The sequence below is a fragment of the Shewanella phaeophyticola genome, assembly GCF_025398315.1.
GTDB lineage: Bacteria > Pseudomonadota > Gammaproteobacteria > Enterobacterales > Shewanellaceae > Shewanella > Shewanella phaeophyticola.
In genome coordinates, this window is the sequence record NZ_JAODOQ010000001.1 from 502,392 (window position 1) to 524,391 (window position 22,000).

Annotated in this window: 22 protein-coding genes and 3 pseudogenes; 16 read left to right on the forward strand and 9 right to left on the reverse strand. The window is 43.6% G+C overall.

The genetic code is table 11. The features are described 5' to 3' along the window. The first annotated feature begins 6 nt into the window (after positions 1-6). The 6 genes and pseudogenes from N4T56_RS02420 to N4T56_RS02445 all read left to right on the forward strand — a co-directional run bounded on the left by N4T56_RS02420 (position 7) and on the right by N4T56_RS02445 (position 5,262). Positions 7-1,275, forward strand: a pseudogene (locus tag N4T56_RS02420) (NAD(P)/FAD-dependent oxidoreductase). Beyond that, entirely contained in the window at positions 1,272-2,096 is an 825-nt protein-coding gene (locus N4T56_RS02425) for a DUF1365 domain-containing protein (RefSeq protein ID WP_261732094.1), read from the forward strand. The pseudogene N4T56_RS02420 and the gene N4T56_RS02425 overlap by 4 nt, the downstream one beginning before the upstream one ends. Positions 2,097-2,199: 103 nt before the next feature. Next, positions 2,200-3,435 (forward strand): SAM-dependent methyltransferase, encoded by a 1,236-nt coding sequence (locus N4T56_RS02430; protein WP_261732095.1) that lies wholly within the window; start codon positions 2,200-2,202, stop codon positions 3,433-3,435. 60 nt (positions 3,436-3,495) lie between these two features. Beyond that, positions 3,496-4,014 (forward strand): DUF2878 domain-containing protein, encoded by a 519-nt coding sequence (locus N4T56_RS02435; RefSeq protein ID WP_261732096.1) that lies wholly within the window; start codon positions 3,496-3,498, stop codon positions 4,012-4,014. Next, entirely contained in the window at positions 4,011-4,637 is a 627-nt protein-coding gene (locus tag N4T56_RS02440) for a chalcone isomerase family protein (RefSeq protein ID WP_261732097.1), read from the forward strand. Before N4T56_RS02435 ends, N4T56_RS02440 begins: the two co-directional genes overlap by 4 nt. A 124-nt stretch (positions 4,638-4,761) precedes the next feature. Then, on the forward strand, positions 4,762-5,262 hold the full coding sequence (locus N4T56_RS02445; protein ID WP_261734736.1) for a DUF3833 domain-containing protein: 501 nt from the start codon (positions 4,762-4,764) through the stop codon (positions 5,260-5,262). 63 nt (positions 5,263-5,325) lie between these two features. Here the strand turns inward: N4T56_RS02445 and N4T56_RS02450 are convergent, their stop codons facing one another. Further along, entirely contained in the window at positions 5,326-5,670 is a 345-nt protein-coding gene (locus tag N4T56_RS02450; RefSeq protein WP_261732098.1) for a DUF3634 family protein, read from the reverse strand. Here N4T56_RS02450 and N4T56_RS02455 point away from each other — a divergent pair. After that, positions 5,669-5,824, forward strand: a complete 156-nt coding sequence (locus tag N4T56_RS02455) for a hypothetical protein (RefSeq protein WP_261732099.1) — start codon at positions 5,669-5,671, stop codon at positions 5,822-5,824. The genes N4T56_RS02450 and N4T56_RS02455 overlap by 2 nt on opposite strands. 115 nt (positions 5,825-5,939) lie before the next feature. Here N4T56_RS02455 and N4T56_RS02460 read toward each other — a convergent pair whose 3' ends face one another. The 5 genes and pseudogenes from N4T56_RS02460 to N4T56_RS02475 all read right to left on the reverse strand — a co-directional run bounded on the left by N4T56_RS02460 (position 5,940) and on the right by N4T56_RS02475 (position 10,061). Continuing rightward, positions 5,940-6,662 (reverse strand): TorF family putative porin, encoded by a 723-nt coding sequence (locus N4T56_RS02460; protein ID WP_261732100.1) that lies wholly within the window; start codon positions 6,660-6,662, stop codon positions 5,940-5,942. Positions 6,663-6,786: 124 nt separating this feature from the next. Next, positions 6,787-7,164: a cupin domain-containing protein gene (locus N4T56_RS02465; RefSeq protein ID WP_261732101.1), complete on the reverse strand. Its 378-nt coding sequence runs from the start codon at positions 7,162-7,164 to the stop codon at positions 6,787-6,789. A 9-nt stretch (positions 7,165-7,173) separates the two neighbouring features. Further along, positions 7,174-8,674 (reverse strand): annotated as a pseudogene (locus tag N4T56_RS02470) (CoA-acylating methylmalonate-semialdehyde dehydrogenase). Between the two features lie 33 nt (positions 8,675-8,707). Further along, positions 8,708-9,031: an aminotransferase class III-fold pyridoxal phosphate-dependent enzyme gene (locus N4T56_RS22635; RefSeq protein ID WP_390904001.1), complete on the reverse strand. Its 324-nt coding sequence runs from the start codon at positions 9,029-9,031 to the stop codon at positions 8,708-8,710. A 65-nt stretch (positions 9,032-9,096) separates the two neighbouring features. Continuing rightward, positions 9,097-10,061: pseudogene (locus tag N4T56_RS02475) on the reverse strand (aminotransferase class III-fold pyridoxal phosphate-dependent enzyme). A 292-nt stretch (positions 10,062-10,353) separates the two neighbouring features. On the opposite strand from N4T56_RS02475, the gene N4T56_RS02480 reads away from it, so the two are divergent. The 3 genes from N4T56_RS02480 to N4T56_RS02490 all read left to right on the forward strand — a co-directional run bounded on the left by N4T56_RS02480 (position 10,354) and on the right by N4T56_RS02490 (position 13,301). Next, positions 10,354-11,850: an aldehyde dehydrogenase gene (locus N4T56_RS02480; RefSeq protein WP_261732102.1), complete on the forward strand. Its 1,497-nt coding sequence runs from the start codon at positions 10,354-10,356 to the stop codon at positions 11,848-11,850. Positions 11,851-12,000: 150 nt separating this feature from the next. After that, positions 12,001-12,417, forward strand: coding sequence for a VanZ family protein (locus N4T56_RS02485; RefSeq protein WP_261732103.1), 417 nt, complete (start codon positions 12,001-12,003; stop codon positions 12,415-12,417). Positions 12,418-12,467: 50 nt separating this feature from the next. Next, complete coding sequence (locus N4T56_RS02490; protein WP_261732104.1) at positions 12,468-13,301, forward strand: sulfurtransferase; 834 nt, start codon at positions 12,468-12,470, stop codon at positions 13,299-13,301. A 919-nt stretch (positions 13,302-14,220) separates the two neighbouring features. Here N4T56_RS02490 and N4T56_RS02495 read toward each other — a convergent pair. Continuing rightward, positions 14,221-14,652, reverse strand: coding sequence for an oxidoreductase (locus N4T56_RS02495; protein ID WP_261732105.1), 432 nt, complete (start codon positions 14,650-14,652; stop codon positions 14,221-14,223). Beyond that, entirely contained in the window at positions 14,634-15,065 is a 432-nt protein-coding gene (locus N4T56_RS02500) for a hypothetical protein (RefSeq protein WP_261732106.1), read from the reverse strand. The genes N4T56_RS02495 and N4T56_RS02500 overlap by 19 nt, the downstream gene beginning before the upstream one ends. Positions 15,066-15,176: 111 nt before the next feature. Between N4T56_RS02500 and N4T56_RS02505 the strand changes: the two genes are divergently transcribed. Both N4T56_RS02505 and N4T56_RS02510 read left to right on the forward strand, forming a co-directional pair. Next, a complete protein-coding gene (locus N4T56_RS02505) occupies positions 15,177-15,509 on the forward strand; it encodes a LysR family transcriptional regulator (RefSeq protein WP_261732107.1) in 333 nt (110 codons plus the stop codon). Next, positions 15,497-16,075 carry a substrate binding domain-containing protein gene (locus tag N4T56_RS02510; RefSeq protein WP_261732108.1) on the forward strand — a complete coding sequence of 193 codons (579 nt, stop codon included), beginning with the start codon at positions 15,497-15,499 and terminating at the stop codon, positions 16,073-16,075. The genes N4T56_RS02505 and N4T56_RS02510 overlap by 13 nt, the downstream gene beginning before the upstream one ends. A gap of 354 nt (positions 16,076-16,429) precedes the next feature. Here the strand turns inward: N4T56_RS02510 and N4T56_RS02515 are convergent, their stop codons facing one another. Beyond that, positions 16,430-17,737 (reverse strand): NAD(P)/FAD-dependent oxidoreductase, encoded by a 1,308-nt coding sequence (locus N4T56_RS02515; RefSeq protein WP_261732109.1) that lies wholly within the window; start codon positions 17,735-17,737, stop codon positions 16,430-16,432. Between the two features lie 246 nt (positions 17,738-17,983). Between N4T56_RS02515 and N4T56_RS02520 the strand changes: the two genes are divergently transcribed. From N4T56_RS02520 to N4T56_RS22335, 4 genes are all read left to right on the forward strand, one after another. After that, on the forward strand, positions 17,984-18,532 hold the full coding sequence (locus tag N4T56_RS02520; RefSeq protein ID WP_261732110.1) for a cupin domain-containing protein: 549 nt from the start codon (positions 17,984-17,986) through the stop codon (positions 18,530-18,532). Positions 18,533-18,983: 451 nt separating this feature from the next. Next, on the forward strand, positions 18,984-19,748 hold the full coding sequence (locus N4T56_RS02525; protein WP_261732111.1) for a gamma-glutamyl-gamma-aminobutyrate hydrolase family protein: 765 nt from the start codon (positions 18,984-18,986) through the stop codon (positions 19,746-19,748). A 2-nt stretch (positions 19,749-19,750) separates the two neighbouring features. Next, complete coding sequence (locus N4T56_RS02530; RefSeq protein WP_261732112.1) at positions 19,751-21,106, forward strand: glutamine synthetase family protein; 1,356 nt, start codon at positions 19,751-19,753, stop codon at positions 21,104-21,106. Positions 21,107-21,225: 119 nt separating this feature from the next. Further along, positions 21,226-21,978, forward strand: a complete 753-nt coding sequence (locus tag N4T56_RS22335; protein WP_315902997.1) for an aminotransferase class III-fold pyridoxal phosphate-dependent enzyme — start codon at positions 21,226-21,228, stop codon at positions 21,976-21,978. Positions 21,979-22,000: the final 22 nt, after the last annotated feature.

Below are 22,000 nucleotides of genomic sequence, written 5' to 3' on the forward strand. Positions count from 1 at the left end.
GATTAAATGAAAAATATCGCCGTGATTGGTACGGGTATTTCTGGCTTAACTTGCGCACATCTATTGAGCCGCAAACACAAGGTCACCGTGTTTGAAGCTAACGATTATATTGGTGGACACACCGCAACGGTTGATGTTGAAGTGGCAGGAAAGTCGTATGCCATTGATACCGGTTTTATTGTATTCAACGACCGTACTTACCCACGATTTGAAAAATTCATGGAGCAGCTCAAGGTTAAATCCATGCCGACAGAAATGAGTTTTAGTGTAAATAACGCTATTACAGGGCTTGAATATAATGGTCATAATTTATGGAGTTTATTTGCCCAGCGCCGAAATTTATTCCGCCCCAGCTTTTATCGATTCCTTGGCGAAATCGTGCGCTTTAATAACGGCTGTAAAGCGATTTATGACGCCGACAAATACCCTAACGCCACACTGGGTGAATACCTAGATCAAAACAACTTTTCTGCCTTTTTTTGCGAGCATTATATTTTGCCCATGGGCGCAGCAATTTGGTCGTCCAGTATTGATGATATTCGCAGTTTTTCATTACGGTTTTTTATTCGTTTTTTTCAACATCACGGCCTGCTCAACATTAATGACCGCCCACAATGGTATGTGCTTGAAGGTGGCTCACGCAGTTACATTCCGGCATTAACCGCCCCGTTTAAAGATCGCATTCACCTTAACTCACCCGTTACCGGCATTAAACGCAGTGACGATGGCGTGCAGGTGCAAGTGTCTCATGGCGAGTGGCAACAGTTTGATGATGTGGTGTTAACTTGCCATAGCGATCAAGCTCTCGCCATGCTTTGCGATCCAAGCCAAGACGAGACAGATATATTGGCCTCAATGGCCTATCAAAATAATGAAGTGGTGTTACATACTGATATTAATGTATTGCCAAAACGCAAAGCGGCTTGAGCCAGTTGGAACTATCGTCTTGATGGTGAAAATGAGTTAGATGTTGCTCAACGCCCAGCGAGCGTCACCTATAACATGAACATTTTGCAGTGCTTACCCAAAGATTCGCCAACCTTTTGTGTGACGTTAAATCAAACTGATTTAATTGACGAAACTAAAATCTTACGTAAATTTAATTATGCTCATCCGGTGTTTAATGACGCCAGCATGAAATCTCAAGCTAAAAAAGCGCTAATCAACGGAAAACGTCATACTTATTATGCGGGCGCCTATTGGCACAACGGTTTTCATGAAGACGGGGTGCGAAGCGCCGTTGACGTATGTAACTTATTTGGGATCACCTTATGACATTAACATCATCGCCACAGACCTTACATAGCGGCATTTATACCGGCACGGTGAGCCATCGTCGCCACGTGCCTAAAGTACACAGTTTTGGTTACAAGCTGGCGATGATGGCAATTGATTTAGACGAAGTCGATGCCATATGTGCCAGCAGTAAGCTGTTTTCGACAGACAGGTTTACTCCGCTAAAATTTAAACCAAGCGACTACCTTAATGAGTTGGATAAACAATTTGCTGATGCATTAGTGTTGCCGCCAGCCTGTCATGGTGATGATGCTAGTGCGTTAAAACAACGGGTGTTAGCCACCATTAAGTATTTAGGTGCGAGCCAAGTATGCGATAAAGTGATTTTTTCGGGGCAAATTCGTCATTGCGGATTTTATTTTAGCCCGGTGAATTTTTATTTTTGTTACCACCAAGATGAAATGGTTTATATGCTGGCGGAGGTAAGTAATACCCCCTGGAATGAACGCCATTGTTATCTAGTGGACATGGCCAATACTACCCACACCGACAAGGTGTTTCATGTGTCGCCGTTTATGAATTTAGACATGCATTACTTATGGCGAATTACCGCGCCAGCGAAGTTTTTAAAGGTGACCATTGAAAACCGCAACGCGAGCAACGATAAACTGTTTGATGCTGGTGTGGTGCTTAAACGCCAAGAGATAAGCGCGAAAAGTATCCGAGGTTTTATGCTGCATTTTCCGCTGATGACAGCCAACATTATGTTAGGTATTTATTGGCAGGCACTAAAGCTATTTGTTAAACGTATTCCCTTTGTCAGTAAACAACCGACAAAACCATCTAATCAACATGGTTAACGAGTCACTAAAACAAATGTAAACCAAATGGACTAGCACAACGTATTGACTGCTTATAACTTTATATCATCACCAATAGCAGTTGATGAACTGGAGACAACACATGGAAAATACAGTCGCACAAAGCAGCATAGCTCAAGCTGGTTTATCTGACAGTTTGGCAAGAAAAATCTTACTTCGCGCGCTAGCGCATCTTGCTGATGGACAGTTAACGATTGTTGATGGTGATCAAACAAGTGTATTTGGTCACGGTAAAAGTGACGTTCACGCAACGATGCAGGTTAAACACCCTAGTTTTTACCGTCAGGTGGTATTTGGCGGATCAATTGGTGCCGGTGAAGCCTATATTCAAGGCCATTGGTGCAGCCCTGATTTAACCAAAGTGGTGCAAGTGTTTGCGCGCAACTTAGCCTTGCTCGACAACATTGAGCGTTATTTTTCGTGGCTAAGTAACGGCATTAGCCGTGTAAAGCACGTGCTAAATCGTAACTCTGAGGCCGGTTCTAAGCGCAATATTTTGGCGCATTACGATTTGGGTAATGACATGTATCAGCAGTTTTTAGACCCTGAAATGATGTACTCAAGTGCGTTATATCCTAGCGATGACAGTACATTAAACGAAGCACAAATTCATAAACTGCACACCATTTGTGAGCGTTTAGATTTAAGCCCTGGGCAAACCCTACTTGAAGTCGGCACTGGATGGGGCGCACTAGCCATTTACGCTGCTAAGCATTTTGGCGTTAATGTGACCACCACAACCATTTCAGATGCGCAATATGACTATGCTGTGGCTCGTGTAAAGCAAGAAGGATTAGAAGACAAAATAACCCTGCTTAAGCAAGATTACCGCATGCTAACTGGCGAATATGACCGTGTGGTGTCAATTGAAATGATTGAAGCGGTTGGTCATGAGTACCTCGGCGGATTTTTTGAAAAACTGCAACACTTGCTCAAACCTAACGGCCGCATGTTGATTCAAGCCATTACCATTGCCGATCAGCGTTATGACAGTTACCGCAAAGGGGTCGACTTTATTCAGCGTTATATTTTCCCTGGTGGTTGCTTGCCGTCGGTGAGTGAAATGACCAAACACATTGCCAAGAAGACCGACATGGTCACTTGGTCCGTGAGCGACATGGGTAAAGACTACGCACGTACATTACGTCACTGGCATGAAAACTTTGATGCGGCATACGACAAGATTAAAGCATTGAATTATGGTGATGATTTTATTCGAATGTGGAAGTTTTATTTAAGCTACTGTGAAGGCGGCTTTTTAGAACGTACCACCAGTACTGTGCATTTGGTTGCAGTTAGGCCGCAATACCGCTTGTAATAGTTTATCTATGGCTTGCTCGTATCCTGCGAGCAAGCTTGCTTATGCGGCGAGGTAGTTATGCCTAATCCAAAGCTATTTATTATCTTAAATGCGTTATCTTTCCAATTGGTTTGGTGGGCAGGCGTCCTTGCCGGCAACCAACTGCTGTTATTATCGATTGTGCTGGTGGTGAGCCATTTTTTATTGTCTCAATCGCAGCGGCTTGATTTTAAATTAATGTGTTTGTGCGCCGTGATAGGCATGAGTGTTGACACGTTACTGACTTGGGCTGGTGTATTTGTGTTTGCTGAAACGCCTTATTGGTTAGCGCTGTTATGGTTAGTGTTTGCACTAAGCTTGAGGTACAGTTTGGTGTTTTTTCAACGGATAGCCGTCAGCTTACAAGCTTTATTTGGCGGGGTGTTTGGTGCCTTAAGTTACATTGCCGGCGCTGAATTTGGTGCGGTTGTTTTGCCATATGGTCAATGGATGAGTGTCATTGTGTTGGCAGTGATCTGGAGTGTGTTATTTCCCGTATTGTTGATTATCAGTCGTGGTGACCACACTAAAGTTCTTACCCAGGAGAGTCAGCAATGAAAACGCTAAATCGGGCGGGTAACGCCGGAGGCAATGCTTACCAATGGTTGGTCGAAGTGCGTTTGGGTGTCGTCGGTGCGGCAATAGTGATATTGATTTTAACGCTCAGCATGAGTAATGCTTTAGCCAATCAATTGTCAGCAGAGCGCAGTACTGAATCACAGCAGGTTTTAACTATGCCGCCGCCATCTGCAACGCTTATTCAAGTCGGTTCAGCCAGTATGAGCATGATGTGGTTCGACATTTACAGCGCAACATTATATTCAATTGACGGTAAATATCAGGCGGAACAATGGCCATTAAAACTTGAAATTGAATACCATCGTGACATTAACGCCGATGACCTCATTGATGCCACGGTCGACCAATGGTTGCACCTAGGCTTATCAGAGCAAAAAATTGATGAATATCATGAACAATTAGCTAAAGCATGGCTCGATGTTAAAGAGGGCGACAGGTTAACTTTTATGGTGAAATCAGTCACTCAAGCTGAGTTTTTATTTAATGACAAACCGTATTTTCAAGTTAGTCACCTTGAGTTCCCGCAAGACTTTTTAGCGATTTGGTTATCAGAAAACACTAGCCGTCCTAAACTGCGCCAGCAGCTTATTGGTATGAACTAACTCCAACGAAGGTAGAACGATGTTATCTAAATTACCCTCTGTATTTACCGCAAGCCACTTGCTGAAAAAAGGGCTTAAGCCGTTATGTAAAACCGTCGTACTGGCATTATTGGCTCTCGGGTTAATGTCATGTTCATCGGCATCAATTGATGACTATGCCAACACCAGCCCAAAGCTTGATTTAGCCGAGTTTTTTGATGGTAAGCTAACGGCTGCCGGTATTGTGCAAGATTTCTCAGGCAAGGTGACGCGTAAATTTACCGTAACCATGGAAGCACAATGGACTGACACACCACAAGGTAAACAAGGTGTCATCAACGAGTGGTTTGTTTATGATGATGGTGAAAAGCAAACACGAGTGTGGACTATCATCGATAAAGGCAGCGGTAAATACCAAGGCACCGCCAATGACATTTTAGGTATTGCCCAAGGCGAAGCTCAGGGCAGTGCATTGCGCTGGCGTTACGATATGATTTTGCCAGTCGATGGCAGCGAATACGAAGTGCATTTTGACGATTGGATGTTTTTGGTTGACCAAAATACCATCATTAATAAAAGCGACATTATCAAGTTTGGTGTAACAGTTGCGCAAGTGACGTTAGTGATATCAAAGCAAACACATTAATATCATGTTCGCTCATAAAAAATGGACTCAATTGAGTCCATTTTTATTGGTGGTCGATAACGATTAACCTTTCAATTTTGATGAGTCTTGTTGTTTTTTATCGTAATACTCAAACGGAAATTGATTGCGAATTTGCTGAATTAAATTATCCCCAACGTTAGCGGACACATGCAGGCGTACATGACCTGACTTTTCAGCTCTCACGGTGCAAGTGAGTTTATGTGATTTTGCAATTGTGCGGCATTCGCGTTCAAAGCGTTCTGGGATTTTGCCTTTGTGGTTTGTGAGCTTACCGTCTTTAAAGTGCATTTCAAATATCGTTAATCCACGGCTGCTGGTAAAAATCAGTTTATAGGCGAGAAAAAACAACCCCACAATGATCAGTATTTTGATTATGGTGTCTGCCATGATGCACTCCTTGGTGGCGGTTAATGTGATACACTCTATGGCTTTAAGATACTCCGGTCATGCCGGTATGCAATGCTATTTTGTTGAAATCTATGAGCAAGATCTAATCCTTGATAAAACCGTACTGTTAAAAGCCTTGCTGAGCATTGTTTAAGCTTATTTTGGCATCGCGGATAATAAAAAACCGCCAAAGGCGGTTTTTATGGTTAATAGCTTAGCGCCCTCAGCGCTAAGCTAGATCTTAAAGCCCGTTTATACACTTTAAGTATTTAAAATGCGTAACTCACGGTCGCTAATAAGGTGCCAGAGTTTTTATAAACCCCAGAATTAACCTCATAGTCACCATCTATATCAGTGTCTAAGTAAGCCATTGAAACACTAAATCCACTAAACTCGGTCGATACGCCAATAGAGAAATCGGAGTAGCTGTCAAAGCCTTCACCATCGTCAATGGCGTCGCCAAAGTTATAGCCATAATGTAAATCTAGGCTCCAATCTTCGACAAATTCCCAGCTGTAGTTAATTTCAGTGTAATGCAGGTCTAAATCACTTCCGCCATAATCGTCGGTATACCAATAAGCTGCTCTAAAACCGCTATAATCGATACCCACGCTGACTTCGAGGTAGTCTAACTCACTGTCTCCAGGGTAGTTATAACGATACAAGGTGAAGTCATAACTGGTGTCGTCGTTAATTTCACCATAGTAACCCGCGTACACGTCTATTTCGACGTCTGAGCAGTTATAACCTGGTTCATCAAAGTCGACATTACTGCCCCAAGCACCCACAAAAAAGCCGCTATCGTGGCTCCAGTCAATGTTGGCTTGCAGTGCAGGATCGCCTGCTGTTTGTGATACACCACGAAAGCGGTAATCATTAGTTACACTCACTGCGCCAGAGACTTCGGCTGTCGCTAACGGAGCGAGTAGGGTAGCTGATAATGTTAATCCGCTTAACAGTGCAATTCGCGTTCTTTTTAATGTGTTCGACACGATATTATCTCCATTTACATATTATACAGTGACTCGTTATTACACTATCCCGTCACTGCGTATGCCACATATCAGAAGCAAAACTCATACCTAGGTTTTGTCTGTACCGCATGGCGGTTAAACGTTATGTTTGTGCAAGTTGCTGCTCAAACATTACGTAGATTTTTTTACAATGTTCAATCACTTCCCACGTGCCAATAAAGCCCGCGGGTATAACAAATTTATCGCCAGCTTTAACCGTTAAACTGTGGCCTTGGCTGTCGGTAATCATGCTGCTGCCTTCAAGAATGTCGCAATATTCATACTCGCTGTAATTTACACTCCAACTGCCGGCTTCGCTTTGCCAAACCCCAACGTTAAATTGTTTGCAGGGACTTTCGAAATGATTTTGCACCGACTGCAACGGGTTACCTGTGATACGTTTTTCATCGGCTAAGTAATACGACTCAACCTCGGTAGATTGGCCACTAAATAGGGTGATATCACTGATGCTTTTATTCATGATGCTCACTTATTTCATGGTTGGCATAATAAAGGCCGATGGTTCGTTACTGTCGATTTTCGCTTGTGGCCAACGGGCGGTAATGGCTTTGCGCTTAGTGTAAAAACGCACGCCATCAGGCACCATGCATGTGTAGCGGCTCAAATAGTGAGCGCTTCCAGCCACCAAAGCTATGAAAGGCCATTGGCACAGGGATTGGCACATTAACGCCAACCATACCGACTTCAACATGGTGGCAAAAATGACGCGCCGCTTGTCCACTTTGAGTGAAAATGGCCGTGCCATTACCAAACTCGTGTTGATTGATGAGTGCTAATGCGTCGGCATAATTATCTACTCGCACAATGGCCAGCACAGAGCCAAAAATTTCTTGCTGGTAAATGCTCATTTGCGGGGTGACATGGTCAAACAAGCAGGCGCCTAAAAAGTAACCTTGTTGATGGTCGTTAATGCTAATATCGCGTCCATCGACCAGCAATGTTGCCCCTTCTTTAATACCGGCTTCAACGTAGTCACGCACTTTCGCTAAATGTTGTGCTGAAATCAGTGGCCCCATGTCCATTTCTGGTGTGATGCCACTCCCCACTTTTAAGGCGCTAATTTGCGGTAATAATTTTTCGACCAGTTTGTCGCCAACATCACCCACTGCCAGCACGACAGAAATGGCCATACAACGTTCACCCGCACTACCATATGCTGCACCCATTAGTGCATTAACAGCTTGATCTAAATCAGCATCGGGCATTAATAACATATGATTTTTAGCTCCGCCCAATGCTTGCACTCGTTTACCGTGAGCAGATGCTGTGGTGTAGATATATTCGGCAATCGGAGTTGAGCCAACAAAGCTGACGGCTTTAATATCTGGATGGGTGAGCAGGGCATCAACGGCTTCTTTATCGCCGTTGACGACGTTAAATACTCCATCAGGTAAGCCAGCTTGTTTGAGCAACTCAGCAATGAACATGACCGAGCTAGGGTCTTTTTCAGATGGTTTCATAATAAAAGTGTTGCCACAGGCAATGGCAATCGGGAACATCCACATGGGCACCATTACCGGGAAATTAAATGGTGCAATACCGGCCACAACACCTAATGCTTGATTAACCGACCATGCGTCAACGCCACCACCGACTTGTTGGGTGTGTTCGCCTTTTAATAAGTGCGGAATGCCACAAGCAAACTCAACAACTTCTAAACCACGGGTTATTTCACCTTTAGCGTCGTCAAGTACTTTGCCATGTTCGAGGGTAATGAGCTCGGCTAGCTTATCGACATGCAGCTCAACTAACGCTTTAAATTTAAATAACACGCGAGCACGATTCAGAGGCGTCACTTGTGACCAGCTGTCAAACGCGGTTTTAGCCGCAATAATGGCAGTGGCTACCTCTTCCTGACTGGCTAATGATACTTGGCCGCGGGCTTCAGCGGTTGCTGGGTCGTAAATCGTTTGTTGGCGTTGACTGGTTTGAGTCTGTTTTCCATTCACAAAATGGGTAATGTTAAGCATGCTTGCAGTCCTTTCTTATAAACTAAAAATAAATTAATCCACGGTGTTAATGGCGTCAGTCAGTTGATTAACCATGTCATCTATTTGTGATTTTTCGACAATTAATGGCGGCGATAGGGCTATGATGTCTGCCGTGGCGCGCACTAGCGCGCCGTTTCTAAAGCAATGGTCAAATATGGCGTAACCCCGTTTACCCACGCCTTTATCACTTGGGGCAAACTGAATGCCGGCAACCAAACCTGTGTTGCGAATATCAATCACATTCGGCAAGCCTTTGAGGCTATGTACTGCCAGCTCAAAGTAAGCTTCGAGGCTTTTTGCGCGTTCAAACAGCTTTTCGTTTTCATAAATAGACAAGGTGGCTAGTGCTGATGCTGCGGCAACGGGGTGGCCGGAATACGTGTAACCATGGAAAAACTCAATTAACTCGTCAGAGTGCCATTCATGCAGGTGTCGTGAATGGTATTGCTCACAAACACTGCGCCCATAGGGATCGCGCCATTGTTTATGGCTTTGGCAGTGGTGATGATGTCTGGCGTGACTTGCCAGCGTTCACTGGCAAAAGCGGCGCCAATGCGGCCAAAGCCAGTAATGACTTCATCAAATATTAATAAAATACCGTGTTTTTGAGTGATTTCGCGTAAGCGTTTAAGGTATCCCTGGGGGGTAAAATCACCCCAGCTGAGCCAGACATGGGTTCAACGATGACAGCGGCAATGTTTTCTGCACCGTGTAACGTTATGAGCTGCTCAAGCACTTCAGCTTTGTCTACACCGTATGGCGGCAGACCATGACTAAAGGCATTGTTGCCAATGTCGAGTGTATGAGGCAGGTGGTCAACACCTTGCAGCAATTGTTGGCTAAAGGTTTTGCGATTATTACTGATACCACCAACTGAAATGCCGCCAAAACCAACACCGTGATAGCCTAACTCGCGGCCAATAAAGCGTGTACGGCTCGCTTGACCATTGGCACGGTGATAACAAAGCGCCATTTTGAGGGCTGTATCAACAGATTCCGACCCCGAATTGGTAAAAAACACATGATCCAATCCGTCAGGGCTCATTTCACTGAGTTTATGGGCTAATTCAAACGCCAATGGGTGACCCATTTGAAAGGAAGGCGCATAGTCCATCTGGCTAATTTGCTTACTGACCGCCTCAGATATTTCTGCTCTGCCGTGACCGGCATTACAACACCATAATCCTGCAGTGGCATCGAGCACCTTGTTACCATCAATGTCGGTGTAATACAGACCTTGTGCTGACACTAACAAGCGTGGATTGGTTTTAAATTGCTTATTGGCGGTAAATGGCATCCAAAAATGGGCCATATTCGGCCATGTTTGCGATGAGTCGCCCGTTCCTTTGTGCTGAAGTTCGTTCATAAATAGACTCTACATAGGTAACAAATTAGTCAATTGTACCCACTCATAATGGTTAAATTATGAGTGATTGATATTTGCTATGCTATGTCAAAAATAATGAACATAAAAGAGGTGTGTGCATTTATTTATACTAAATTAGACTATTTTGTAAAATATATTGAAAATCTCTTGCTGTTTAGCCTCATCAAGTGACAATATTCACAGTAAATATATTGAGTCGAACAAGCTAATTACGTTGTTTAGCATCACATGAAGTGGTGTCTATCAATCCATTTATTAAATCGAGGTCAAAATGAGTACTCCAACAAGTCTTAGCGATTGGCAAGCATTGGCAGCCAGTCTGCAAATTAATGGAAATGCATTTATTAATGGTCAGTATCAAGGTGCAGCATCTGGTGAGACCTTTGATTGCATTAGCCCGATTGATGGCAAAGTATTAGCCAAAGTGGCCAGTTGTGACTTAGTTGACGCTAACGTAGCCGTAGCCAATGCTCGTGACGTATTTGAGGCTGGAACTTGGGCTAACTTGCCGCCAGTACAACGTAAGCAAATCATGATTCGATTTGCTGATTTGCTAGAAGAAAACGCAGACGAGCTTGCACTGCTTGAAACCCTAGACATGGGTAAACCCATTCAACACTCAAAAGGCGTTGATGTGGTGGAGGCTGCGCGGGCTATTCGCTGGTCTGGTGAAGCCATCGATAAAATCTACGATGAAATTGCGCCAACAGCCCATAACGAAATTGGTATGATCACCCGCGAAGCGGTGGGTGTTGTGGCAGCCATTGTCCCGTGGAACTTCCCCATGATTATGGCCTGTTGGAAGTTAGGCTCATCACTGGCAACCGGTAACAGTGTTATTTTAAAACCCTCTGAAAAGTCACCATTAACGGCCATTCGTATGGCTCAGTTAGCGCTGGAGGCGGGGATCCCTGCCGGGGTATTAAATGTGTTACCCGGTTTTGGTCATACCGTGGGTAAAGCATTAGCCTTACACATGGACGTTGATACCTTAGTGTTTACTGGCTCAACTAAAATCGCAAAACAGTTAATGATTTACGCCGGCGAATCGAACATGAAACGCGTGTGGTTAGAAGCGGGCGGTAAGAGCCCTAATATTGTGTTTAACGATGCGCCAGATTTAAAAGCCGCTGCAGAAGCCGCCGCAGTCGCCATTGCTTTTAACCAAGGTGAGGTGTGTACAGCGGGTTCACGTTTGTTGGTTGAATCTGGTGTTAAAGATGAACTCATTCAGCTTATTATTAAAGAAATGCAAGGCTGGCAGCCCGGGCATCCACTTGACCCTAATACCACTTGTGGCGCGGTGGTCGATCAGCAACAATTAACCAATGTGCTTAACTACATTAAAACGGGTACCGAACAAGGCGCAACACTGGTCGAGGGGGGCAAACAGGTCATGGCAGAAACTGGCGGCATGTTTGTTCAACCGACCATTTTTAGCAATGTTAAAAATGACATGCGTATCGCCAGTGAAGAAATTTTTGGCTCTGTGTTATCGGTAATCGAATTTGACGGTATGGACGAAGCGATTAAGATTGCTAACGACACCATTTATGGATTAGCAGCCGCTGTAGTGATCTCAAATTTAAGTAAGGCGCATAAAACGGCTAAAGCACTTCGCAGTGGTATGGTGTGGATTAATCACTACGATGGTGGCGATATGACAGCACCATTCGGTGGCTATAAGCAGTCGGGTAATGGCCGTGATAAGTCATTACATGCGTTTGATAAATACACTGAATTAAAAGCGACTTGGATTGCTTTATAGTCATCATTCTGCCTGTGATGTAAACAAAGCCCTTTAGCAATAAAGGGCTTTTTTATTAACTAAAATTAACGGCTCTTTTTGTTGTATTCGCGTAGACTCAAATTTCGATCGTTATCTAAAATTTCAACCGTTTTGCATGGATGATGCGACATGAGCCATACCCTATTTTCTCGATTATTCCTCGCTGTAGCTGCGGTGTTTTTCTGTTTTATTTTATGGGTCATTTATTTAGCCAACACGGGCGCTCAAAGTTTATTGTTTGATTTAGTCCACCATATTCCTTATGGCGATAAACTGGGTCATATGCTGTTGTTTGGATTGTTAACCTTTGTGGCCAATTTAGCGTTACAGAGTCGACACTTTCTGCTTGGACGTATTCCGCTTTATTACGGTGCTGTGCTAGTGTCAATATTCGTCTTGAGTGAAGAGATCTGTCAGGGCTTTATTCCATCAAGAACGTTAGACATCATCGACTTGGTTGCCGATGCTGTTGGTATTATTTTATTTAGTTATTTAAGTGGTTTAACTCAACGCATTCTCGATAAAAAGCGAGGTGTTACAACCTGAGTTAAGATTAATTTGACTGAGTTTTATCGCAAACAATAGAGAGGTTTAATGTGAATTCTCCTTTAGTGACCACCGATTGGTTAGCGTTACATCTTGACGATCCAGACCTTGTCATACTCGATGCCAGCATGGAAGTTGTGCTAGGTAAAGAACCCCTCGTTTACGATGAGCTGTATGTCATCCCCGGTGCAATATCATGCCAAATTGATAAGTTGTTATTTGATCACCATTCACCACAAACCCACGCCATGCCAACCCCTGAGCAATTTACTGACGCGGCGCAAGCACTGGGTATTACTCATAACAGCACTGTGGTGATTTACGATGACCAGGGTATCTATTCTGCGCCACGCGCTTGGTGGACATTAAAAGCCATGGGGGTTGAAAAAGTGTTTGTGCTTGACGGCGGGTTACCGCAGTGGCGCGCTGAAGGTAAAGACACGGTACGCCAATTTGCTAGCCCAACTCAGGCTGGCGATATAAAAGGGCGTTTATTACAACATAAAGTATGTGACACCGAATTTGTGTTAACTCACCTCGGCCACGCTAATGTAGATATTATTGATGCTCGCGCAGCAGGGCGTTTTAATGGCACATCACCGGAGCCGCGTGTTGGCATGCGCAGTGGTCATATTCCAGGCTCGTTAAACTTACCGTTTGCCCAGGTGCTCAATGGCTTTAAAATGAAGTCGACTAAAGAGCTGCACACCATTTTTGCCAACCTTGATACCAGTAACAATGCCCAACGAGTATTCACTTGCGGCTCTGGTATCACCGCATGTATTTTGATTTTAGCCTCCTATGTTGCAGGCCATCATCAAGCCGCGTTATACGATGGTTCATGGGCGGTGTGGGGCGGAGATGCAGCACTGCCAATAGAATAGGGTCAATTGAATAATTGATGGGTATTTTTTGTTTTATGGCCTGCGGCCACTAACGCTTAAGATCGCAAGGTTCCACCCTGCACGAAGCCAAAAGGGGGTCAACAGCAACCCCCTCTTGGATCACCCCTGCCGTTCCGGCAACATTTTCGCTATTTAACCAAACAATAGCAGCGAAAAAATTGCGACGGAAATTAATCTATCTTCTGACCGCGTTTGTAACCGTCTTCAGCCTTATTCGAAAATGCTAACGCTTCAGATGGGGCGTCCCTTCCCCTCCAAAGCTAGCCAGACATCCATGTCTGGACTCACGTCATTTTCTTCAACGGCCTCAAGTTAAGAGTTGAATTTGGACTGTTGCAAGCAATATACGTAACTCATTTATGCCCCATTGTTTGTTGATGCAATTATTCAGAAGCAGATAGTGTCACTGGAATTGCTGTACTTATATTTATGGTAAGAAGAGGAAATAATAAATGAAAGGATGCGACCATAAATAAACCTAACTTCAGGAAAAGTGCCCCGTAGAAACGCATAGCTATGCGTTTCTAGATCTTAGATGGTGGACTACAGTTGATACTTCGCCTGCCATTTCGTAATACGAGCTTTATCACGATTTTCGTAGGACTGAATTGCTGGCAATAGCTCTAAGTTGAACTCTTTTTCATTATCATGACTTATAGCCGTAAGAAGCATAGTATACCAAGCGGTGACTCCCCCTGCGGCGGTGACTTAAATTTTGGAAAGTCAAATGTAACACCTTCTCCCTCTAACCATTCATTTGGTAAATCAGGTCTGAGTATCAATGCTCGCCCAAGACCAATTGAGTCCGCTGCATTTATAGATAAGGCATCTATTACTTGCTCCCGCTTTTTAAAGCCCCCCGTCACCACTAAAGGAATATTTGTTAATCCTTTAGCCTTTACTGAAAAATCAATGAAGTACGGCCGTTTGAAGCGCTGTCAGAGCTGGATTTTGCCCCAGGAAAATATGATCCGCCACTTATCTCAATCAAATCAATAGAGGTTGTGTTGAGAAGGGAAATGACCTCTAGTGCGTCTTCTTGAGTTAAACCACCTTCGAGCTGATCTGAGCAATTTATTTTTATACCAATAGGGAAAGTACCTCCAACAGTACTTCTCACTTCCGCAATTACTTCAATAATAATACGGGAACGGTTTTCTACCGACCCTCCATATAGATCCGTTCGATGATTAAAGAGTGGTGATAAAAACTGACTTAGTAGAAACCCGTGGCCTGCATGAATCTGTACGCCAGTAAATCCTGCTTGTTTCGCAATTGCTGCGGATTTAGCAAACTGATGTGGTAATAAGGCTATGTCTTGCTCAGACATCCCCTCACACTCGAAATCTCCAATACAAAGAGCTGATGGCCTTTGGGTTTACTCAACGGTTGATACGCCAATCCACCTGCATGCCCAAGTTGGAGCCAGATATGTGCGTTATTAATTGCAGCACGTGAGGTCAATGCTTGTAGCTCTTTAATATCAGACTGTTCGGATAATACGAGATTTCCTGGATTTTCTGGAAATAGTGCGTCAATTTGAACCTCTCCAACGACCGATAACCCAATACCGCCCTCTGCCCAGCGTTCATAGAGTCGAGACTGTGCCTGAGTAGGGTTTCCCTCTCCATCAGCAAGTGAGTCAGACATTGCTGATTTCATTAGACGGTTTTTAATGATGGCGCCACATGGGAGCTCTAAAGGACGGTTAAGTAAGTTTTCGGTGTGTAATGGTTGGGTCATATCTGCCTCTCTGAGCACCATTGTTATGAATAACAGTAGAGACATTGTTCCAGACTTTAAGTAAACTAAAAAGACACTAATAATTAATATACTTTTAAAAAATATTTAATAATGAATACGTCAGATCTCTATCTATTCATTCGAATCGTGGAAACGGGCAGCATAACCGAGGCTGCAAACCAACTGAGTCTTACTCCTGCAGCAGTCAGCACTGCGCTGAAAAGACTCGAAAAACAGTTAGAGGTACAACTACTTATCAGAACAACCAGACAACTGAGAATAACGCCACAAGGAGAGCAGTTCTTGTTTCATTGCCGTCAGGCACTAGCTAGTTTGGAACAAGGTCGTATAGCCGCACATCAGACACAAGGAAAAGTAAGTGGTAATCTCAGATTGTCCGTCTCATCTGATTTGGAAGCCGCAATACACTTTTGCTGTGGATAGAAGAGTTATTGAATGAGCACCCTTTATTATCGATTGATCTGACAGTAGGCGATTCTATTTCAGATTTTTTTCTCGAACAGGTTGATATGGCTCTTCGCTATGGGAAGCCAGAAAATTCATCGATGGTTTCATTTCATATCGCGACCATGAGCAGGATCACTTGCGCCTCTCCAACCTATATATCTAGATATGGAGAGCCAATGCATCCTGAAAACTTGAGGGAGCATAATTGCTTATTACACCGCAAGGCTGGTCGCCTGTTTAACTGTTGGGAGTACGCTAACCACTCTGGTACATACAAGGTTAAAGTAGGTAGTAACCGAATCAGCAATGATACCGATATAGTTCGTAGATGGGCAGTTAATGGCAAAGGAATAGCATATCGCTCTCAGATAGATCTCTACTCAGATCTTAGTAGTGGGCAACTTGTACAGCTTTTACCAGACTTTGAATCACCATCGGTTGAGCTAAATCTAATCTGTCCAAGCCGAGAGCAGGTTAGTCCTGCTGTTATTGCTTTTCGGGAGTTGCTTAGGAGGAAGGTATCTCAAATCGTTTCCTCATAAACTTGTTGAATAACCATGCAGTATCTCACCATTAAAAATAGTAGCCGTCAAAATCAGCCATGTTTGGAATTGTTCAGAACCGACCAAAAATACCTCCTGTCGAAACTACTGCATTTTTATTTTTGGGATACGAGAAGTTATCCAAAGATTGGAGACTGTCTGTTGCTGCTAAATCGGAATTGTCCAAAAGCTAGGTAGTTTCTAATGTAGTGTCCTACTTTCGTTGGCTGCTGTTGCTCAGGTGTGGAGCAAGCGCCACGATGTTAGTGGCCGCTGGCCATAAGAAGAACAAAGGTTGACCCTTTTGCCACCCACAGCAAATCCAGCAACCAATCCATAGCAAATCCAGCAACCCTATAGCAAATCCTTCATCCTGTGGTACAGCATCCCAGCCGCTAATATGGGCGATCTAAACATGGAGCCACCAGGGAAGGTCATGTGCTTGATGTCATTAAACACATCAATACGTTGTGATTGCTGACTAATCGCTTCGGCAATTAATCTTGCGGCCATGTGAGTGGCATTAACACCGTGGCCAGCATAGGCTTGGGCAAAATAAATATTGGCTGCATCGGGTAATCGGCCAATTTGTGGCATACGGTTAGCACCGATGCCCATCATGCCACCCCATTCATAATCAATCTTAATGCCTTTTAGTTGTGGGAATACCTTTTCAAGATTTGGCCTTAAGGCGGCTTCAATGTCTTTAGGATCTTTACCTGAATAGGTACATAAACCACCGAATAATAAACGGCGATCGGCAGATAAGTGGAAATAATCTAAGGCAACGCGCATGTCGGCAAAAGCCATATTTTGCGGAATGATACTGGCACATTGCTGCTCAGTTAATGGCTCTGTGGCGAGTAAATAAGTGCCTGTTGGTAATACTTTACCGCCTAAATAGGGGCTGAGTTTATTACCAATGTAACCATTGCCTGCCATGACCAAATAATCGCAGGTCACCTGACCTTGTGCGGTGATGACTTTGGGTTTATCACCTTTGACTATTTTTTCTGCCGCGCTGTATTCAAATAATTGGGCTCCTAGGTCTCGTGCAATTTTTGCTTCGCCTAAGGCTAAGTTTAGCGGGTGTAAATGACCACTGCCCATGTCGACAAGTGCGCCTTGGTAAAAGTCAGAGCCAATCACCTTACCCATTTGGCTTCGATCAAGCAGTTTTATCGGCTTTTGATAACCTTGAGATTTAAGATCTTGATACTCTTCAGCTAACTCATCCATGTGTCTTGGCTTTACGGCTAAATCGCAATAACCCATTTGCAGGTCGCATTCAATGTTATGCTCGGCAATGCGCTCGGTGACAATATCAACCGCTTCAAAACCCATTTGCTGAATTGACTTAACTCCTTGCTCGCCAATTTCATTTTTAAATTGTGTTGCATCATGGCCAATACCACGAATAAGTTCGCCGCCATTTCGGCCAGAGGCGCCCCATCCGATACGTTTGCCTTCTAATAATGCGACGCTGTAGCCGCGTTGTCTGAGTTCAATTGCGGTGTTAATCCCTGTAAATCCGCCGCCCACAATACACACATCTACTGTGATATGTTCTGTCAACTTTGGGTGTTCAACCAATCCATTCGCGCTGGCAACATAGAAGGAGTCTGGATAGTGCTGGCTATGGATAGGGGATTTTACTGACATAATGACTCCAGATTATTGAACAATGCGATAGTAATAGCGCTAAACGATAGGTATAGAGCTTAACTCAGCCCAAAGTGTGCATTTTATTTAACACTCATTTGATGTAAAATACAATTTCTTTGATTTAAACGTATAACGTGATTAATTAATTTTACATGTTGTTTATATGTTACATCTTGTATATAAATAATTGTCGTCAACACTCATTATATTAAGCCACTGAGTTATCACTCTAGGAGAATGAATTTGGATATTGGTGCAAGCCTAAAAGCGGTCCGTAAATTAAAAGGTTTATCTCAACGAGAGTTGGCTAAGCGGGCAGGTGTGACCAACAGTACAATTTCAATGATTGAAAAAAACAGTGTCAGTCCTTCAGTGAGTTCACTTAAAAAAGTGCTTGGCGGGATCCCGATGTCGCTAGTCGAGTTCTTTTCAATTGATGACGGATCCATTGGCGATCAAAAAGTGGTATATCGTGCTAATGAGCTACTTGATATTGGCACTGGCGAGTTAGTTTACAAATTAATTGGCCGTGATTACCCTAACCGAGCCATGTCGTTAATGAGTGAAATGTATCCTGTTAACGCAGATACTGGTGCTGAAATGCTGCAGCATGAAGGCGAAGAGGGTGGGGTGATTGTTGAGGGTAAATTAGAAGTCACCGTGGGTGAAGAAGTGTTTATCTTAGAAAAAGGTGACAGTTATTACTTTAATAGCCAACAACCACATCGATTTCGTAACCCGTTTGATGCGCCATGTCGCCTAGTCAGTGCGACTACTCCTGCCGATTTTTAATCTACAACCTTACTTTATAATAGCGGGATGCATTACTTGGTTTAGTTGAATGTGTCCCACGATTGACTCTTTAACTCCTTTTCTGAATGTCTATTTTTCTGCTATGTGCAGATTAAGCGAACCTTCAACAGACCCTAGCAAGCTTTAACTATTCTGTGTAGTGCTTGTGTAAATAATATAAAGCATAAATTTCACTTTTATTGTGCAACTGTTGCCCTAAATTGGTGCGAGTAGATTGCTTTTTAACCACTCTCAAGGTCAGTATCGCTTTTTATTCTTACTGCATGATTATTGTTTAAATCATTGTTTTAAATCTATTTTGTTTGTTTTTTGATAAAAGTTGTTTTTATCATCAGTTATCCTCTTGCCTAGGTAAAAAATTCCGTGTAGTGTGTGAAAAAATGAACACGTAAAACAATAAGTTCATCACACTATTGGCTAAAGGTGAGATATGTCTCAATCAGGTCTTCCCCTCATCGGGGTAGTAGCATGCAACAAACAACTCGGCCAGCATCCATTCAATATCGTGGGCGAAAAATACCTACTGAGTATCGTCAATGGTGCCAAAGGCTTCCCGCTAGTGATTCCATCGTTAGGTATTGATTTACCAATAAAAGATTTACTTTCACGCCTTGATGGCATCATGTTTACTGGTTCGCCATCGAATGTTGAACCCCATCATTATCAAGGTAGTCCTAGTGAAGAGGGGACTCACCACGACCCTAAGCGTGACGCCACTACATTGCCACTAATTAGAGCGGCGATCGATATGGGAATTCCGTTGCTGGGCATTTGTCGTGGTTTTCAAGAAATGAATGTTGTCTTTGGCGGCAGTTTGCATCAAAAACTCCACGAGGTTGGCACGTATATTGAACATAGAGAAGATAAAGAGGCACCTTTAGATGTGCAATATGGCTTATCGCATCAAGTTAACCTTGTTGCCGGCGGACTTCTTCACGATGCATGGGGCTGTGACACTGCAGAGGTTAACTCTGTTCATACTCAAGGCGTGGAGCGTCTAGGTGAGGGGTTACAGCCAGAAGCATATGCTCCAGATGGATTAGTGGAAGCATTTTCAGTGAAAAATGCCAAAAATTTTGCATTAGGTGTCCAGTGGCATCCTGAATGGAAAGTCACCGAAAATGCGTTTTACAGCGCTATTTTCGAGGCATTCGGGCAAGCCTGTAGACATCATGCAGCAACACAAGTGAGATAAAAATGGATAAATTAATCGCTTTTTTGAAAGACAATAAAATTACTGAAGTTGAATGTGTTATCAGTGACATGACCGGGATTGCGCGTGGAAAAATTGCGCCTGTAGACAAGTTCATTGATGAAAAAGGCATGCGCTTACCTGAAAGTGTTTTATTACAAACCGTTACGGGTGACTACATCAATGACGAAATTTTTTACTCATTGCTTGATGACGCAGATATCGATTTTGTTTGTGTACCCGATGACAGCGCAGTGTTTATGCTGCCCTGGATCGTAGAAGCAACGGCACAAGTGATTCATGATTGTTACGACCGCATGGGCAATCCAATTGAACTGTCTCCGCGCAACGTACTCAAAAAAGTATTAAAACTGTACGAAGACAAAGGTTGGGAGCCTGTTATTGCCCCTGAAATGGAGTTTTATCTTACTAAGCGCTCTGACGATCATGACTTACCACTTAAGCCACCTATAGGGCGTTCTGGTCGCCCTGAAGCTGGACGCCAATCATTTTCAATTGATGCGGCTAACGAATATGACCCATTATTTGAAGACATGTACGACTGGTGCGAAGCTCAAGGTTTAGATATCGACACCTTGATCCATGAAGATGGCTCCGCCCAAATGGAAATTAACTTCAGCCATGGTAACCCCTTGGCTCTTGCTGACCAAGTGTTTGTGTTTAAGCGCACATTACGTGAAGCCGCACTAAAACATGATGTTTGCGCCACGTTTATGGCTAAGCCCGTTACTGATGAGCCTGGCAGTGCAATGCACATTCACCAAAGCATTGTGGATAAGAAAACCGGTAAAAATATCTTCACTAAAGAAGACGGTACCCAAAGCCAATTATTTTTAAATTACATTGCTGGCTTGCAAACTTATATTCCTGAGTTATTACCGTTAATGGCACCTAATGCCAACTCATTCCGTCGTTTTCTTCCAGGCACTTCAGCACCGGTTAACTTAGAGTGGGGTATTGAAAACCGCACTTGTGGTCTACGCATTCCAGAGTCATCGCCGCAAAATCGTCGTATTGAAAACCGTATTCCTGGCGCAGATGCCAATTGCTATTTAGCCATTGCCGCCAGCTTATTGTGCGGGTTTATCGGGATTGAGAAAAACCTACGTCCTTCTACACCCGTCAGTGGCCGTGCAAATGAAAGCCGTACCAATAATGATAACTATTTGCCAGTGACATTAGAAGAAGCGCTAATGGCTATGCAAGAAAGTGAAGCGGGTATTGAGTATTTAGGCCAATCATTTATCACTGCATTTGTGGCGGTAAAACAGGCTGAACTTGAAAACTTTAGACGTGTAGTGAGCTCCTGGGAACGTGAGTTTTTACTACTTACTGTTTAACTAAGCCCCTAGCCCTGTCGTGATTAAAATGCAGTGCAATGGTTTGCCATAGCACTTAGGTCGTGGATAAACAGGCAGCAAATATCCAATGTTTGCTGTCTGCTTGAAAGGATAACAGTATGCAAGATGCATTAACTCAGCAACAACAAAAACTCGATAGTTTACAAACTGCCGACAAGCAGCATTTTATCCACCCATTTACTGACTCAAAAGGCTTAGCAGAAAAGGGGACTCGGGTTATTGAGCGTGCAGAAGGCGTTTATTTATGGGACGTCATGGGCCATAAATTACTCGATGGCATGGCGGGTTTATGGTGCGTGAATGTGGGCTATGGTCGCCAATCTATTGTTGATGCTGTTGCAAAGCAAATGCAACAGTTGCCATTTTACAACAGCTTCTTTCAGTGCTCACATCCACCGGCCATCGAACTGGCGCAAAAAATTGCATCACTTGCTCCTAACCATATGAACAATGTGTTTTTTACTGGTTCAGGCTCAGAGTCTAATGACACCAATTTACGCATGGTAAGACGCTACTGGGATCTTAAAGGTAAGCCAAGCAAGAAAACCATTATCAGCCGCGATAATGCTTACCATGGTTCTACTGTTGCGGGTGCGAGCTTAGGCGGCATGTCGGGTATGCATGAGCAGGGTGATTTACCTATCCCCGGAGTGGTGCATATTGTGCAACCTTATTGGTACGGTGAAGGTAAAGGCTTATCACCTGAAGAATTTGGTTTGCAAGCAGCTCAGGCTCTTGAAGCTAAAATTTTAGAAGTGGGCGAAGACAATGTCGCGGCGTTTATTGCTGAACCGTTCCAAGGTGCGGGTGGGGTGATTATTCCGCCGTCGACTTACTTGACTCGAAATTAAACGTATTTTAGCTAAATACGAT

Excerpts from the sequence above, each read along its gene's own strand:
- N4T56_RS02525 (WP_261732111.1), top strand. The coding sequence starts at position 18,984 with ATGTCTCAATCAGGTCTTCCCCTCATCGGGGTAGTAGCATGCAACAAA.
- N4T56_RS02500 (WP_261732106.1), bottom strand. The coding sequence starts at position 15,065 with ATGACCCAACCATTACACACCGAAAACTTACTTAACCGTCCTTTAGAG.
- N4T56_RS02465 (WP_261732101.1), bottom strand. The coding sequence starts at position 7,164 with ATGAATAAAAGCATCAGTGATATCACCCTATTTAGTGGCCAATCTACC.
- N4T56_RS02530 (WP_261732112.1), top strand. The coding sequence starts at position 19,751 with ATGGATAAATTAATCGCTTTTTTGAAAGACAATAAAATTACTGAAGTT.
- N4T56_RS02485 (WP_261732103.1), top strand. The coding sequence starts at position 12,001 with ATGAGCCATACCCTATTTTCTCGATTATTCCTCGCTGTAGCTGCGGTG.
- N4T56_RS02440 (WP_261732097.1), top strand. The coding sequence starts at position 4,011 with ATGAAAACGCTAAATCGGGCGGGTAACGCCGGAGGCAATGCTTACCAA.
- N4T56_RS02450 (WP_261732098.1), bottom strand. The coding sequence starts at position 5,670 with ATGGCAGACACCATAATCAAAATACTGATCATTGTGGGGTTGTTTTTT.
- N4T56_RS02480 (WP_261732102.1), top strand. The coding sequence starts at position 10,354 with ATGAGTACTCCAACAAGTCTTAGCGATTGGCAAGCATTGGCAGCCAGT.
- N4T56_RS22335 (WP_315902997.1), top strand. The coding sequence starts at position 21,226 with ATGCAAGATGCATTAACTCAGCAACAACAAAAACTCGATAGTTTACAA.
- N4T56_RS02445 (WP_261734736.1), top strand. The coding sequence starts at position 4,762 with ATGTCATGTTCATCGGCATCAATTGATGACTATGCCAACACCAGCCCA.
- N4T56_RS02455 (WP_261732099.1), top strand. The coding sequence starts at position 5,669 with ATGATGCACTCCTTGGTGGCGGTTAATGTGATACACTCTATGGCTTTA.
- N4T56_RS02425 (WP_261732094.1), top strand. The coding sequence starts at position 1,272 with ATGACATTAACATCATCGCCACAGACCTTACATAGCGGCATTTATACC.
- N4T56_RS02495 (WP_261732105.1), bottom strand. The coding sequence starts at position 14,652 with ATGTCTGAGCAAGACATAGCCTTATTACCACATCAGTTTGCTAAATCC.
- N4T56_RS02515 (WP_261732109.1), bottom strand. The coding sequence starts at position 17,737 with ATGTCAGTAAAATCCCCTATCCATAGCCAGCACTATCCAGACTCCTTC.
- N4T56_RS02430 (WP_261732095.1), top strand. The coding sequence starts at position 2,200 with ATGGAAAATACAGTCGCACAAAGCAGCATAGCTCAAGCTGGTTTATCT.
- N4T56_RS02505 (WP_261732107.1), top strand. The coding sequence starts at position 15,177 with ATGAATACGTCAGATCTCTATCTATTCATTCGAATCGTGGAAACGGGC.
- N4T56_RS02435 (WP_261732096.1), top strand. The coding sequence starts at position 3,496 with ATGCCTAATCCAAAGCTATTTATTATCTTAAATGCGTTATCTTTCCAA.